A 14,117-nucleotide genomic window follows, 5' to 3' on the forward strand; every position below is an offset into this window, starting at 1 on the left:
AGATCAGGGGCTCTCCGTTCCCGGATCTTCACTTCGCTGTGTCCGGGATGACGGTGGAAGGGCTGTTAAGCGAGCGGAGCGGAGCTGCTCCGCTCGCTATTCACCTGTCCGGCTCAGACTTTCAGAAAGCAGCCGTTTTGCGCGTGGGAGCGTTCTGCGAGGTCGAGCGCGACCTGAAGCCGGGCGCCGTGGTCGAAATCCGGGTCCGCCGGGGCGCCGTTCATGATCGCGGCGGCAAAACGCTGGTAGACCGTCGGCACCGGGCCGACCTCGATGTCAGACCAGGTCGCGGACGGGAGACCTTCGCCTTCGCAAATGCGCAGGCTCTCGGTGCCCTTTTCGAAGCGCACTTCCAGACCGCCCTTGTCGCCATAAAGGCGCAGGCGCAGGTCGTTCAGATGACCGGAGGCGAACCGTGTCGCGCTGATCGTGCCGAGCGCGCCGTTTTCCAGTTCCGCCTGCAAGGTGGCGCTGTCGTTGGCGTCGAGCGTGTATTCGCCGATCCGGCCGCCTTCGACCTTGTCGAAGGTCTTGAGTCGGCAGGACAGTTCGTTGACCGGGCTGCCGGCGGCGAAGATGACGAAGTCGAGGATATGAATGCCGACATCGCCGAGCACGCCCTTGGAGCCATGTGCGCTCGACAGTCGCCAGAGCCACTGGCTTTCGGTTTTCCAGTCGCCCCAGGCCGGCTGTGTCAGCCAGCTTTGCAGGTAGGAGGCCTCGAAGTGGCGAAGCGCGCCGAGGCGGCCGACTGCGACCAGTTCGGCGGCCTTCTGCAGCACGGCGACGTTGCGATAGCTCAGGTTGACCATGCCGATCAGGGACTGCGCGCGGGCAAGATCCGCCATTTCCCGGGCATCGGCGGCGTTGGTCGCCAGCGGCTTTTCGCACAGAACGTGCTTGCCCGCCTTCATCAAGGCCAGTGTGGTTGAATGGTGCGCGGCGTCCGGGGTCACATTGGCGGCAGCATCGAAACCGCCCCAGGCGATTGCCTCTTCCAGTGTCGCGAAGCGATTTGGAATGGAGAACGCGTCGCAGAAATGAGCGAGCACGTCCGGGCGCCGGTCGACACCACCGACGATTTCAACACCGTCGATCTTTGAAAAGGCATCCGCGTGGGTACGCGCCATGTTGCCGGTCCCGACAATCAGGATCCGAAGAGGAGTAGCAGCAGAGGTCACGGGGATCTCCCTCAGCGTTTGGGGAATGGCCGGACCGGCAAAAGGCTGCCGGTCCGGAAAAGGGTGCGGATCAGCGGAAGCCTTCTTCGCCGTCGGCGTGCAGCCTGGGGCCGCGTTCCTCGATCTTTTCGGGCGCGGCTTCCACCGGAACGTTGGGGGCAGCGTTCGGATCGGCGATACGGGCCATCGGGTTGAAGGCCCATTTGACACCGTTCTTCAGCACCGTCTGCACATGGGCATTGTGATAGGTCGGATAGGTCTCGTGCCCCGGGCGGAAGTAGAAGACATTGCCCGCTCCGCGCTTGTAGGTCAGGCCCGAACGGAACACCTCGCCGCCCTGGAACCAGCTTATGAAGACCGTTTCCAGCGGTTCCGGCACGCCAAAGGGTTCGCCGTACATTTCTTCCATCTCCAGCTCGAAACTGTCCGGCAGGCCGTTGGTGATGGGGTGGTTGCGGCTGGTCACCCACAGGCGCTCACGCTCGCCGGCCTCACGCCAGGTGAGGTTGCACGGGCCACCCATCAGGCGCTTGAACGGCTTGGCGAAATGGGCCGAGTGGAGAAACACGATGCCCATGCCGGACCAGACGGCATCGCAGACCCGCTCGACCACCTCGTCGGCAACGTCGCCATGGGCAGCGTGACCCCACCACAGCAAGACGTCGGTTTCGGCAAGGCGTTCCTTCGTCAGGCCGTGTTCCGGCTCCTGCAGGGTTGCCGTGGTGGCGGTGATTTCAGGATCGGTATTCAGCGTATCGGCGATGCACTGGTGCATGCCGTCCGGATAGACACCCGCGACGATCTTGTTGTGCTGTTCATGGACGTTTTCGCCCCAGACCACGGCTCTGATCGGCATTGCAGCCTCTCCCGTTGTTCAGATGTTGGCAGAATTGTTTGCGAATTCAGGATAGAAAGCGCTTTCCCTGAAATGATCCTCCAAAGCGCTTTGGATAGCGCTAGCATCAGGGTTTTATACTGTCAATCGGACGGGCTGTAATATTCGATCACAGTTCGCATCGAGGGTTCCAAACCGGCGCGAGTGAACCTGAGGACAGCTGCGGGGTCATCCCGGGCAAAGGCCACCCGACGAAAATCAGACGCCGGTAAAAAAACGCACCAGACAACGACGCAGCAGTGTGGCCAGACCTTCTCTGCTGTGACCCACCGCCGCATTTCCCGTCATGCTCATTCGTGAAAACATACCATATGTTATGGTTTGTTATGGAGGTGAAGATGGAAATGAATGGTCTCTTGCTGGCGGCTGCGGGTTTGTCCGCTGCCGTCTGCCTGATCCACACGTTTGCGGGTGGACGCACGATTGCCGTGCCGCTGCTGAATGCGGCGGATCTGCATCCGGTGCCGAAATATGTCGCTTACTACTGCTGGCACATCGTCACGATTGTCCTGGCGATGATCGCGGTCATGTTCGCCCTTGCAGGCACACGGGCCGAAAGCCTCGACCTTGGCTGGGTGGCGACAGCCTTGACGGCTTCTTTCTGTCTGCTGGGCCTTGCGGTGCCGCCGCTGAAGAAGCAGAAATACAGCCAGATGCCGCAAGGCTGGCTGTTTCTGCCGATTGTCGTGCTGGGCGTGCTGGGTGTTCTGAGTGGAGTGAGCTGACCTGAAGAAGCGTTTCGGAAAATCGGACTGGCTTGATCTCGGCCTCACGCAGCTTGCGAAGGACGGTCCGGCGGGACTGACCATCGAGGCGCTTTGCGCTGCAGCCGGTCGTACCCGCGGTTCGTTCTATCATCACTTCCAGGATCACGGCGCTTTCGTGGAAGCCCTGATGCTTGCCTGGAAACAGCGTCACACGCTGGACCTTGCCGACCAGACCCTGGCCGAAGAAGGCGCATTGCGCGCCCGCAAGCTGTCCGACCTTGCCAACCGTCTGGACCACCGGCTGGAGCGGGCCGTGCGCGAATTCGCGCAGTCAGACCGGCAGGCGCAGGAGATCGTCCGGGATGTCGATGACCTGCGAACCGGTTTCATCGCCCGGCTTTACGAAATCGGAGGGTTGGAACCGGCGCTCGCGGCGGATGTTGCAAAAATCGAATACGCCGCCTTTGTCGGCAGCCAGATTGTTTGGCCGGACATGCCGGCGGAAGACCGCGTCGCCCTCGACCGGCGGTTCGCGCAGCTTGTTGCAATGGCGACGGCTGCTGCATCCGAAACGTAAATCCGGAGCTCAGGCAAGAAAAAGCCTCGGGTCCTCGAAGAGGGCCCGGGGCAGATTGAGGGAACGCGGTATCCTAATAACCGGCGGCCAGGGCGCCGGGACGGCGCGGGTCGGAGGAACCGGCCAGCACGCCGTCGACCAGCATGATCGACTGGGTCGACCCCATCGCATTCTTGACCTCCACCTTGTGGCCGCGGGCTTCCAGCAGGCGGATGGTGTCCGGCGAAAGACCTTCCTCGATCCGAATTTCATCCGGGAGCCACTGATTGTGGATGCGCGGGGCAGCGGTTGCCTCGGCAATGTTCATACCGTGATCGACGACGTTGAGGATGATCTGCAACGTGGTGGTGATGATGCGGCTGCCGCCGGGTGAGCCCGTGGCAAGGAAAAGCTTGCCATCCTTGAATACCAGTGTCGGGCTCATGGAAGACAGCGGCCGCTTTCCGCCTTCGACTGCGTTGGCTGTGCCGCCGATCAGTCCGTAGGCATTGGGGACCCCGGGTTTTGCGGAAAAGTCGTCCAGTTCGTTGTTGAGCAGCACGCCGGTGCCGTCGGCGGTCAGGCCAACGCCGTAGGAAAAGTTCAGCGTGTAGGTATTGGAGACGGCATTGCCATCCTTGTCGACAACGGAAAAATGCGTGGTCTGGTTGCTCTCATAGGGGAACGGATCGCCAGGTTTCACGTCTTCGGAGGGCGTTGCCGCATCCATCTTGATGGTTTTGACGAGTTCCGCCGCGTAGGCCGGGTCGGTCAGGCCCTTGACCGGAACCTCCACAAAATCCGGATCTCCCAGATATTTGGAGCGGTCGGCATAGGCGCGCCGCATGGTTTCGGCCATGACGTGGATACTGTCCGCGGAGTTCGGGCCATATTCAGCCAGCGGGTAATCTTGCAGCATGTTGAGGATCTGCACGATGTGAACGCCGCCGGAAGAAGGTGGCGGCATCGATGCGATTTCATAGCCGTGATAGCTGCCCGTGACGGGTTCCCGCCAGACGGGTTTGTAACCGGCCAGATCTTCCGTGGTCATGCCGCCGCCGGTGGCCTGTACCTTCTGCGCGATTTTTTCGGCAACTTCACCGGTGTAAAAGCCTGCCGCGCCGGTGTCGGCGATGCGTTTCAACGTGTTGGCAAGGTCAGGCTGCTTGAGCGTTTCGCCCGGTACGAATGGCAGGCCGCCGGTCTTGTAAAAGATCGCGGCGCTTGCCGGGTCCTTGAGAAGCCGCTTTGCAGAGGCGGTCAGCGAGGCGGCAAGATCCGGCGTCACTTCGATACCGTTCTCTGCAAGGCCAATGGCAGGTGCCACAAGCTCGGCCCAGGTCAGCTTGCCGCTGCCGTGTTTTTCGAACGCTTCGGCAAATCCCGCCACGGTGCCGGGAACGCCGACAGCAAGTCCGGAGAAGCGGGACTTCTGATTGTCCGGTTCGCCGTCTTCTCCAAGAAACATGTCTTTGAAGGCAGCCTCTGGCGCCTGTTCCCGGTAATCGAGGGCCTTGGTTTCACCGCTGTCGGCCAGATGGATCATCATGAAGCCGCCGCCACCCAGATTGCCGGCCCGTGGCAGCGTGACGGCAAGAGCAAACCCGGTGGCGATGGCGGCATCGACTGCATTGCCGCCCTTTTTCAGAATGTCGACACCGACGCGGCTTGCAACGGCCTCCTGGCTGGCGACCATGCCGTTTTGCGCCGTTTCCGGCTGAAAACGGTCCTTCAGAGAATAGATCGGCGAATCCTGCGCCGCGAGTGGTGCCGCGACGCCGGCAACGAGAGCGGCCGCCAGCGAAACGGCGGCAAAGCTGGATTTGAGAAAATGTTTCATGGGTCTCTCCGGTCGCCGGTATGGCAGGAGTTGGCAAGTGGCGGGCAGATCGCGCATCAGGCGTAGCGATCTTCCCGGCAACTTTAAGTCGTTCTTGATTCAGCGCAAGGCTAGATGATCAGATAGGCTGCAGTCTTGAAGGGACAAGCTGCACGAAGGCCAGAACGCGACTGGTTGAAGGAGGATCCATGAGCATCGCATATGCCGTTTCGAAACCGTGCCTCAACCTGAAGGTACGGTCCTTGCTGAGCGGTGCCGCTCTGGTATGCATAGCCATTGTCTCCGGTGCAGGTGCTGTCCATGCAGGGGATGCGGCCAGCGGCAAGGCTTTGGCGCTGCAATGGTGCTCTGCCTGCCACCTGGTGTCTGACGAGCAGAACAGCGCGTCCAGCGTGTCCCTCCCGAGTTTCTACGACATGGCGAAGGATCCCGGCTGGTCGGAAGAAAAACTCGCAACCTTTCTCGCCAATCCCCACCCGCAAATGCCGAACATGACGCTCGGAAACACCGAGATCGCAAATCTGGCCAGTTACATCGAATCCCTGGCCCCTTGAGGCGCGTTGCTTGCCCGTAACCTCATGGTGAGGGAGCGGGGTTGGCTGGCTCTTTTTTGGGTATCGGGTAATCTGTACGAAGACATTTCCGCCAGTCCGCTAAAACTCGAACTCGGCCAGCATGGCGGCGTGGAAGGAGCCGGCATAGGCGTCTTCATCCGCGTCGAAGACTTCGTCGGGAAGGCCGACATTGAACACCTTGAAATCAATCGTCCGGTGGGCAACGGAGGCGCTGGCGAGGATATGGTCCAGCGCCTGGCCCTTGCCCTTGTGAATGACCGTCTGGCGCTTCTCCGGGGGTAGCGAAGCATCAAGCTGGTAGAGACGGCGTGCGGCGAGCTTCGGTGAGCAGGTGTCGTCCGGGTCGGCACGCAGCAGCCTCAGCGTTCCGGTTTCACCGGTTGCGTTGAAATCACCCGCCAGAACGATCTGGCTGTCCTCGCTTGCATCGAACAGGCTTTCCACGGCAAGGCGCAATTCGAGCGCCTGCGCGGTCTGTTTCAACACCGAGAGCTGATACCCTTCAGCCCATGCAGAGACCGATGTCCATGTCCGGTCCTTCCCCTTGCCGCCGCGGATCATGGCCGCAATCGGCGCCCGCAGGTGCACACAGAAGACATGCAGGGGGCGGCCCGTGCCGATATCGATTTCCACCTGCAGGACCGGTCTGTCGAACAGGATCGTCTGCGGGCTGCGATAGGCCGGCACGGCGGTGTTGGGTTGCCAGAGAGGTGGGTGGGCATTGGTCTGGTAGAGGCTGAAGAACCTGGTTATCGGAAACCGCGAGAGAACCACGAGATTGTGACGGTCACCGGGCCCCTTTCCGGAAGGGCGTTCGCTGGTTGCCCGGTGAAATTTCTCGTAGGACGTTCCCTCCAGAAGCAGATCCAGGGCCTGGAACTGACGTGCTGTGACACCTTTTCGTTTCTGAGCGTTGACTTCCTGCAGGCACAGGATGTCGGCTTCAAGCTCCAGGATCTTCGGCCGAAGCGCATCCAGACGGGGTGTCAGCGCGTCCGGGTCGTGCCGGTCCGCGCCGAAAGATTCCATGTTGAAGGTGGCAAGTTTCATTCAGCAGGCCCGAAGCTGGAAAGGGTCTGTGAAACCATAGCCGTGCGGAGGACCAAGTGGTAGAGAGCGTTGACGCAGGAATGGCTCTGAATGGGGGGAGAGGCAAATGAGCGAAGAGGTTTGCCCCTGTGGCAGCGGCAAGGGTTTCGATCTGTGCTGCGCGCCGTATCTTTCAGGCAAGGCTGTGCCGGAAACCGCGGAGGCGCTCATGCGCTCGCGCTATTCGGCCTATGTCCGGCAACTCATCGCCTATCTGAAAGAAACGCTCTGGCCGAAGTATCAGCCGAGTTTCGATACGCAAGGCACCGCGCGCTGGGCGGCGGAAAGCCACTGGACGGGTCTCAGCATATTGGCCGTCGACAAGGGCGGACCAGCCGACCGTGACGGCACCGTGCTTTTCGAAGCGAAATACCTGTCTGCCGGTCAACTTCACACGCACCGGGAACTGAGCCGGTTCCGCAAGAAAAGCGGGCGCTGGTACTACGTGGAAGCCGTGCCGGATTAGGCAGGCTGGCCGTCTCGATTGTTGGTTTAAAAAAATCGTCCGGTCCCTGCGATTGGCGGCGGGAGCAGGGACCGGACCAATTTGCGGATAGAAGGGGAGGCAGCCCTCAACATCCGCAACAAGGAGATCGGGAAGGCCTGCGGCAAGGGTCAGCCGAAGGCGTCGACAGGGTCGAATCGAGTTTCGTTCTCCGTTTGTTCTTCTTAGCATGATTCCCTGGCCCGGCGTCAAGCACGGAAACGGCCAATATGCACGTGAGGGACGCAGGGTGTCTTCCGGCAGGACATGAAGGAAAATCAACGCTCTGGCGGCTTCCGAAACGTCATCACACATCTGTGAAACGTAGCCAGGTGCGTTTGATTGATCGCCATAGAATATTAAGTCCCTCATGTCACAAATACGGAAGAGTACTCATAAGGGACCCCTACGTGCGTTTTTCCGCCAACTCCTGGACCAAGCGTTTGCAAGGCGTCGCCTCGCCTCTGGGATTGGGGAAGGGGGCTGATCAGATCCTGGAATTCCTGAAGGGAGGCGGCAGCGACCGGCATGCGGCGGGCCGGATGGTGGTGTCGACCTTCGCGGCTCGGATTGCCGGCGCGGCTCTTGCCTATCTGTCGCAGATCGTGCTTGCCCGCCTGTTGGGGGCTCATGACTACGGTCTCTATTCGGTTGCCTGGACCTTCGTGATCGTGCTGGGCGTGATGGCCTGCGGAGGGTTTTCCACCTCCGCCAGCCGGTTCATCCCGCAGTATCTGCAAAGCGGCGACATGGCGCGCCTGCGCGGTTTCCTGCGAACAAGCCGGCAAATGGCGTTTTTCCTCGGGGGAGCTGCAGCGGTCATCGGCATCGGCTGTGTCACCTTGTTCCGGCCCTACATCGAAACCGCCTATTTCGAGCCGCTGACGGTCGTTCTCCTGGCGCTGCCCTTTTTTGCATTCGGTCTGGTTCAGGACGGCATTGCCCGCAGTTACGACTGGTCGTCGCTGGCGATGTTGCCAACCTATATCTGGCGGCCGCTGGCGATCCTGTTCTTGCTGGTCGGTGCGGTGGTCGCAGGTTTTCAGCCTGATGCGGTGACGGCGGCCGTGGTGGCTGTCGCGGCAACGGTTCTGGTCGCTCTCTACCAGTTCCTGCATCTTCGTCGGCGGCTGCGTACGCAGGTCCCTGACGGGCCTGCAAAGTTCGAGTTCAGATCCTGGCTGGCAGTTTCCATGCCGATGCTGATGGTCGACGGATTCCTGCAACTGATCACAAGTGCCGACGTGATCATGGTCAGCTTCTTTCAGGATCCGGACGAGGTTGCGGTCTATTTCGCTGCGTCCAGAACGCTGGCGCTGGTGCATTTTGTCTATTTTGCCGTGCGGGCCGCATCGGCGCATCGTTTTTCCAGCTACACCCACAATCAGGATCTTTCGGGACTTGCCGGTTACATGCGGCAGGCAACCCTCTGGACCTTCTGGCCGTCTGTGGCCGCAGGTGCCGGCTTGCTGCTGATCGCGCCGCTTCTGCTGGCCCTGTTCGGCAGCGGTTTTGAAAGCGGCTACGAGGTGATAGCCCTCCTGATGATCGGCGTGCTTGCGCGTGCTTCGGTTGGACCTGCCGACGCGCTTTTGACGATGACCGGGCACCAGAACACTTGCGCCGGCATTTACGCCGGGACGTTTTTCCTTAACGTCATACTCAATCTCGTTCTGATCCCGCTGCTCGGCCTGGCCGGCGCGGCTATTGCCACAAGTCTTGCGATCCTTTTTGAAGCCACTGCCCTTGCGGTAGTGGCAAAACGGAAGCTCAATATCACGACATTCGTTTTGCCATTGCTTTTCTCCGGGAACCGTTCGGTTGACCAATGATCCGTTTTCTTCCGTGCAGCTCGAGGTTTTGTCCCTCGACCCTTTGAGCGCCGATGTGCCGCTGGATGCCTGGCGGGAACTGGGTGCGGCAGCTCTCAGCCCGAATCCATTCTTCGGTCCGGATTTCCTCTGTCCGTTTCTGGAAAAGATGAGCAAACGGCCGGTGCGGCTTGTCGTGGTGCGCGAACGCTCTGGTGGCCGCTGGTTGGTGGCGGCCCCTATCGGCCGCCGCCGGTTCGGGCTGGCACTCTCCGTCAACACCACCTGGGCAACGGAGTTTGCCCCGCTCGGTACGCCGCTGGTCCACCCGGACGCGAGTACCGAGGCCATCACAACGTTTCTGACGGCCGCCAAAGACCCTGGAGACGCCCTCGCCATTCCCTATCTGCCGCTGCATTCCCAATCTGCAGTCCGGTTGAGGGACGCCGGCTCCGGCAGGAAGGCGGTGCTTGTGAAGTCGTTCCGGGCGAGCCACGGTGCCGGAGCCACGGGAAAGGCGCAGCTTGCCGAAGCCGACAGCGGCAAACGGCGCAAGGAAATGCGCCGGCTGATGCGCCGACTGGGAGACCATGGCAAAACCACGTTCCGCAGCCTCGCCGGGCCGGATGCCATTGCCGGGTTCGAGACCTTTCTGGAACTGGAGGCCTCCGGCTGGAAGGGCCGGTCGGGAACCGCTCTTGTCAGTCAGTCCAATACGGCGAACTTTGCCCGAACGGCCGTCGCCAATATGGCCGGGCGAAACGGTGTCCGGATCGATCAGCTCTGGTCGGGGCAGACACTGGTTGCCGCCCTGGTGCTGTTTCAGGAGGCCGGCAAGGTGTTTTCCTGGAAGATCGCTTTTGACGAGGAATTCGCCCGCTATTCTCCCGGAGCCCAGATCGCGCTGCAGGCGTTGAAGACCAATCTGGCCATCCCGGGGTTCAGGGGCGCGGATTCCCTGGCCATTCCCGGGCATTCGATGATCGAGCCACTGTGGCGCGGCCGGCTGGAAACCGGCACGATGCTTTACGCCAGTGGCCTGAAGCTGTCGTTGTACAAGACGGATCTCAAGTTTGAGCAAAGCCTGCGCCGGTTTGCGCGGGCGGTCAAAAAACGTCTGCGTTCCCGGTCATGACGAGGGGGATCAGCCCTCGATGCTTTCAAGGTCCCGCAATTTCCTGCGAATGATCTTGCCGGTGGTGGTCATGGGCAACGAGGTGACGAATTCGATTTCCCGCGGATATTCATGTGCCGACAGGCGTTCGCGGACGAAGGTGCGGATATCGTTTTCCAGAGCTGTGCCTTTTTCCTCGCCCGGCTTCAGGACGATGAAGGCCTTGACGATTTCCGTGCGCAGCGGGTCCGGCTTGCCGACAGCCGCCGCGAGCGCGATGGCCGGATGTTTCAGCAGGCAATCCTCAATCTCGCCCGGGCCGATCCGATAGCTTGCCGACGTGATGATGTCGTCGTCGCGGCCAACGAAATGGACATAGCCGTCTTTGTCCATCAGGCCCTGGTCACCGGTGATCATCCAGTCTCCGATGAACTTCTCCCGCGTCGCCTCCGGCTTGTTCCAGTATTCCAGGAACATTACCGGGTCTGGCCGCTGGATGGCGATCTGGCCGAGGGTTTCAGACGGCAGCTCATTGCCTTCATCATCGATGATCGCAACCTGGTGACCGGGCGTTGCCTTGCCGATGGCCCCTGACCGGCTGACGCCGAGGTCCGCGGCGGAGCCGAGCACGGCATTGCATTCGGTCTGGCCGTAGAATTCGTTGACCTTGAAGCCGAATTCGTCGGCGAACCAGTCGTAGGTCTCCCGGCCGAGGGATTCTCCGGCGGAGCCGACGCTGCGCCAGGTCAGGTCGAACCGTTTGGCCGGATTGTCGACAGCCCGCAGCATCTTCAGGGCCGTGGGCGGAATGAAGGCATTGCGGATCTTCTGCTGTTCCATGAGACGGAAAGCGACTTCCGGGTCGAACTTGCGCGATGCGTGGCAGACCACCGGCACGCCGAGTGACAATGCTGGAAACAGGGCGTTCAGCAGGCCACCTGCCCAGGCCCAGTCGGCCGGGGTCCAGAGCAGATCACCGTCGCGGCCGAGGAAATTCTGCGACAACTCGATGCCGGGCATATGCCCGAGCAACACCCGGTGGCCATGCAGCACGCCCTTGGGCTGCCCGGTGGTGCCGGACGTGTAGATCATGAGCGCCGGGTTGTCGGGTGTGGTCGCAAGGGTCCGGTAGTCATCGGAGGCCTTCTCAAGCAGGTCCTCGAAACCGAAGACACCGGTTTCCGGGCCGTCGACAGAAATCACCAGATCGAGGCCGGGAAGGTCTGACCGGATTTCCGTAAGTTTTGTGAGGCCGGCTGTATCCGTCACAAGGACGCGGGCACCGGAATCGGCCAGCCTGTAGCGCAGTGCCTCCAGTCCGAACAGGGCCGCCAGCGGCACGGCGATCGCGCCGGACTTGTAGGCTGCCAGATGCGCGATGGCCGTTTGGGGGATCTGCGGCAGGAGCAGCGCAACCCGGTCGCCGCGGTTCAGGCCAAGGCCTTCAAGAGCATTGGCAAAACGGTTGGCTGCCCGGTTCAGCGCAAGATGGCTCCAGTCCCGGTGCGACCCGTCCTCGAGAACCTGGCGGATCGCGAGACGGCCGGGGTCTTGTGCGGCCCATTGGTCGCTGACCGCTGCGGCCATGTTGTAGGTTGCAGGCCGAGGCCAGCGGAAAGTCTCTCTCAGCGCGTCGTAGTTGCCTGTAGGCTGCAGCATTTCAGAGCGTCCGGTGCTTCAATTTTGAGCAGCGGAGTTTAGGGCGGTCATTGCTGCAGCGCAATAGAGCCGAAATCATCCTGGGAAATAGGGGTTTGCTGTCCTTGCGCTGACGCGCGAAAGGTACGCCGGTATGGCCGTTTCCAAAAGGTTTTCCTGTCAATATTTTGCGTAAACCGGCTGTTTGAAACGGGTTGCCGCTGCGGGCGGATTGCGGGTCAGGCAGAGCGCGCGGGGTATTTCCGGGCAGTCATTTCTTCGCGAGCGGATGGGCGCTTTCGACCAGTTCGCGCAGGCGTTCGTCCAGAACGTGGGTGTAGATTTGCGTCGTGGAAATATCCGCATGGCCCAGCAGTTGCTGCACCACTCTGAGATCGGCACCGTTCTGCAGCAGGTGCGAGGCGAAGGCGTGACGCAGCACGTGGGGCGAGATCTTGCCGGCATCGAGCCCGGCGGCGATGGCGAGGTCTTTCAGCTCGCGCGCAAAATGCTGGCGGGTCAGATGTCCGCTTTCGCCGTGGGAGGGAAACAGCCAGGGGCTTTTTTCATATGCCCCTTCGGCGGCGCGCAATCCAACATAGTCCTTCATGGCAGCCTGGGCAGCGCGCGACAGCGGCACCAGACGCTCCTTGCCGCCCTTGCCCCGGATTTCGATCAGGCGCGCGTCCCTGAGAGCGGCCGTAACGGGAAGGGCGACCAGTTCCGAAACGCGCAGGCCGGTGGCATATAGCACCTCGATCAGTGTGTACATGCGCTGCGTGCGCAAGCGTGCAGCAGCGCTTTTCTGCGGCTTTTCGGTTTCCGACCGTGCTGTCTCGATCAGGCGGTCGACATCGTTCATCGACAGCACCTTGGGCAGGCTTGCGCGTTTCTTGGGTGCGGACAGGGTGCGGGTCGGGTCGTCTTCCCGTGAGCCTTCCGCATAAAGGAACTTGTAAAACTGCTTCAGCGCCGACAGCCGTCTTGCCTGCGAGGTTTCGGCAAAACCGCGCCGATTGAGATCGCCCAGATAGTCTGAAATGTCGACGGATTGCGCGGATGCCAGGGTCTTTCGTCCGAGAAAGCCGGAGAAATCTTCCAGGTCGCGACGGTATCCGGCCAGCGTGTTTTCCGCCGCGCCGCGTTCGGCGGCCAGCATCTCCAGGAAGTTTTCAAGATCGAAACCGGTTGCCATTGCGTATGCCTTCGGAAAGGACCTTATGCTTGTCCCTAGGATGACCAGTCAGTTGAACACGCGCCTTAGCGGCCGAAGCCGTCTTTTTTCACCCGCACCTCGATTTCCCGTTCGCGCGGATCGACGAGATTGGCCAGGGAATAGATCGCGCCATAGCCGAGCGCGCCGAGCAGCAGCAGCACGAGCAACAGGCGGGTCAGGGTCGGCACGTCGGCTGTCTCCAGGTCAGGACGTCGGTCCGCTCGAAGTGAAGCGAATCGGATACCGGATTGTTTCAACAAGGCGGGGGTGCATGCAAGGCAAAGCAGCAATCAGGCAGGCCGAGTTCCCCCGTGTCTTTTTTGACGAATATGCTAAAACGCCGCAATGACAGAACACGACAAGGCGCGGTCTTCCGAAGGAGGATTCGCGGAGACAGACGTAAAACCCGTTGATCTGGCCCGCCTGGTGGCTGCCCTGGGGCATCGGTCCATCGTTCTGGTGGGAATCATGGGCTGTGGCAAGTCGACGGTCGGCAAGCGGCTGGCGAACCGGCTTGGACTTGAATTTGTCGACGCCGATACCGAAATCGAGCGCGCGGCCAACATGACCGTTGCAGAAATTTTCGCCGAACACGGCGAGCCTTATTTTCGCAGCGGTGAGGAACGGGTGATCGCCCGCCTTCTGCGTGAAGGGCCGCAGGTGCTGGCTACGGGTGGCGGCGCTTTCATGAGCGATGCGACACGGGCGGAAATTGCAGAACATGGCCTGTCCATCTGGCTGAAGGTGGATTTCGACACGGTGATGGCGCGAGTCCGGCGCAGATCCACGCGCCCTCTGCTGCAGAACCCCGATCCCGAGGGCACGATGCGCAAGCTGATGGCCGACCGCGAGCCCGTCTATGCCAAGGCGGCATTGACGGTCACGTCCAAGGACGTTCCGCATGAGGCGGTCGTCGACCAGATCATCGCCACCCTGGCGGATTATCTGTTTCAACGCGAGGCCGCCAGCGCCGCGCAAACATCAATGACATGAATTTAAAAGCGTGACGGC

General features: G+C 61.2%; 14 protein-coding genes and 1 pseudogene. 8 read left to right on the forward strand and 7 right to left on the reverse strand.

Going from position 1 to position 14,117, the window contains the following annotated elements; all coding sequences use genetic code 11:
- Positions 1 to 113 precede the first annotated feature (113 nt).
- Together ACYQ54_RS20405 and ACYQ54_RS20410 are read right to left on the reverse strand one after the other, a co-directional pair.
- Positions 114 to 1,181: a Gfo/Idh/MocA family protein gene (locus ACYQ54_RS20405; RefSeq protein ID WP_460085820.1), complete on the reverse strand. Its 1,068-nt coding sequence runs from the start codon at positions 1,179 to 1,181 to the stop codon at positions 114 to 116.
- Positions 1,182 to 1,251: 70 nt separating this feature from the next.
- Positions 1,252 to 2,037: a ThuA domain-containing protein gene (locus ACYQ54_RS20410; RefSeq protein WP_460085822.1), complete on the reverse strand. Its 786-nt coding sequence runs from the start codon at positions 2,035 to 2,037 to the stop codon at positions 1,252 to 1,254.
- 377 nt (positions 2,038 to 2,414) lie between these two features.
- On the opposite strand from ACYQ54_RS20410, the gene ACYQ54_RS20415 reads away from it, so the two are divergent.
- From ACYQ54_RS20415 to ACYQ54_RS20425, 3 genes and pseudogenes are all read left to right on the forward strand, one after another.
- Entirely contained in the window at positions 2,415 to 2,801 is a 387-nt protein-coding gene (locus tag ACYQ54_RS20415; RefSeq protein ID WP_460085823.1) for a hypothetical protein, read from the forward strand.
- 1 nt (position 2,802) lies between these two features.
- A pseudogene (locus ACYQ54_RS20420) lies at positions 2,803 to 2,958 on the forward strand (TetR/AcrR family transcriptional regulator); the annotation flags it as partial.
- A gap of 12 nt (positions 2,959 to 2,970) precedes the next feature.
- A complete protein-coding gene (locus tag ACYQ54_RS20425) occupies positions 2,971 to 3,360 on the forward strand; it encodes a hypothetical protein (RefSeq protein WP_460085825.1) in 390 nt (129 codons plus the stop codon).
- 73 nt (positions 3,361 to 3,433) lie between these two features.
- Here ACYQ54_RS20425 and ggt read toward each other — a convergent pair whose 3' ends face one another.
- The gene (ggt, locus tag ACYQ54_RS20430; protein WP_460085826.1) at positions 3,434 to 5,179 is read right to left on the reverse strand and encodes a gamma-glutamyltransferase; all 1,746 of its coding nucleotides are present in this window, start codon (positions 5,177 to 5,179) and stop codon (positions 3,434 to 3,436) included.
- 188 nt (positions 5,180 to 5,367) lie between these two features.
- On the opposite strand from ggt, the gene ACYQ54_RS20435 reads away from it, so the two are divergent.
- Positions 5,368 to 5,733, forward strand: a complete 366-nt coding sequence (locus ACYQ54_RS20435; protein WP_460085827.1) for a c-type cytochrome — start codon at positions 5,368 to 5,370, stop codon at positions 5,731 to 5,733.
- Between the two features lie 99 nt (positions 5,734 to 5,832).
- Here the strand turns inward: ACYQ54_RS20435 and ACYQ54_RS20440 are convergent, their stop codons facing one another.
- Positions 5,833 to 6,804 carry an endonuclease/exonuclease/phosphatase family protein gene (locus tag ACYQ54_RS20440; RefSeq protein WP_460085829.1) on the reverse strand — a complete coding sequence of 324 codons (972 nt, stop codon included), beginning with the start codon at positions 6,802 to 6,804 and terminating at the stop codon, positions 5,833 to 5,835.
- Between the two features lie 106 nt (positions 6,805 to 6,910).
- On the opposite strand from ACYQ54_RS20440, the gene ACYQ54_RS20445 reads away from it, so the two are divergent.
- The 3 genes from ACYQ54_RS20445 to ACYQ54_RS20455 all read left to right on the forward strand — a co-directional run bounded on the left by ACYQ54_RS20445 (position 6,911) and on the right by ACYQ54_RS20455 (position 10,273).
- Complete coding sequence (locus ACYQ54_RS20445; protein ID WP_460085830.1) at positions 6,911 to 7,309, forward strand: YchJ family protein; 399 nt, start codon at positions 6,911 to 6,913, stop codon at positions 7,307 to 7,309.
- Positions 7,310 to 7,737: 428 nt separating this feature from the next.
- Positions 7,738 to 9,159, forward strand: a complete 1,422-nt coding sequence (locus ACYQ54_RS20450; protein WP_460085832.1) for a lipopolysaccharide biosynthesis protein — start codon at positions 7,738 to 7,740, stop codon at positions 9,157 to 9,159.
- Positions 9,149 to 10,273 carry a GNAT family N-acetyltransferase gene (locus ACYQ54_RS20455; RefSeq protein ID WP_460085833.1) on the forward strand — a complete coding sequence of 375 codons (1,125 nt, stop codon included), beginning with the start codon at positions 9,149 to 9,151 and terminating at the stop codon, positions 10,271 to 10,273. Before ACYQ54_RS20450 ends, ACYQ54_RS20455 begins: the two co-directional genes overlap by 11 nt.
- Positions 10,274 to 10,282: 9 nt before the next feature.
- Here ACYQ54_RS20455 and ACYQ54_RS20460 read toward each other — a convergent pair whose 3' ends face one another.
- The 3 genes from ACYQ54_RS20460 to ACYQ54_RS20470 form a co-directional block, all read right to left on the reverse strand.
- Positions 10,283 to 11,911, reverse strand: a complete 1,629-nt coding sequence (locus ACYQ54_RS20460) for an AMP-binding protein (RefSeq protein ID WP_460085834.1) — start codon at positions 11,909 to 11,911, stop codon at positions 10,283 to 10,285.
- Positions 11,912 to 12,161: 250 nt separating this feature from the next.
- Positions 12,162 to 13,085 carry a site-specific tyrosine recombinase XerD gene (xerD, locus tag ACYQ54_RS20465; protein ID WP_460085836.1) on the reverse strand — a complete coding sequence of 308 codons (924 nt, stop codon included), beginning with the start codon at positions 13,083 to 13,085 and terminating at the stop codon, positions 12,162 to 12,164.
- Between the two features lie 65 nt (positions 13,086 to 13,150).
- Complete coding sequence (locus ACYQ54_RS20470) at positions 13,151 to 13,294, reverse strand: hypothetical protein (protein ID WP_167579543.1); 144 nt, start codon at positions 13,292 to 13,294, stop codon at positions 13,151 to 13,153.
- Positions 13,295 to 13,451: 157 nt separating this feature from the next.
- Between ACYQ54_RS20470 and ACYQ54_RS20475 the strand changes: the two genes are divergently transcribed.
- Entirely contained in the window at positions 13,452 to 14,099 is a 648-nt protein-coding gene (locus ACYQ54_RS20475; protein ID WP_460085837.1) for a shikimate kinase, read from the forward strand.
- Positions 14,100 to 14,117: the final 18 nt, after the last annotated feature.

Source organism: Roseibium sp. LAB1 (genome assembly GCF_054658235.1).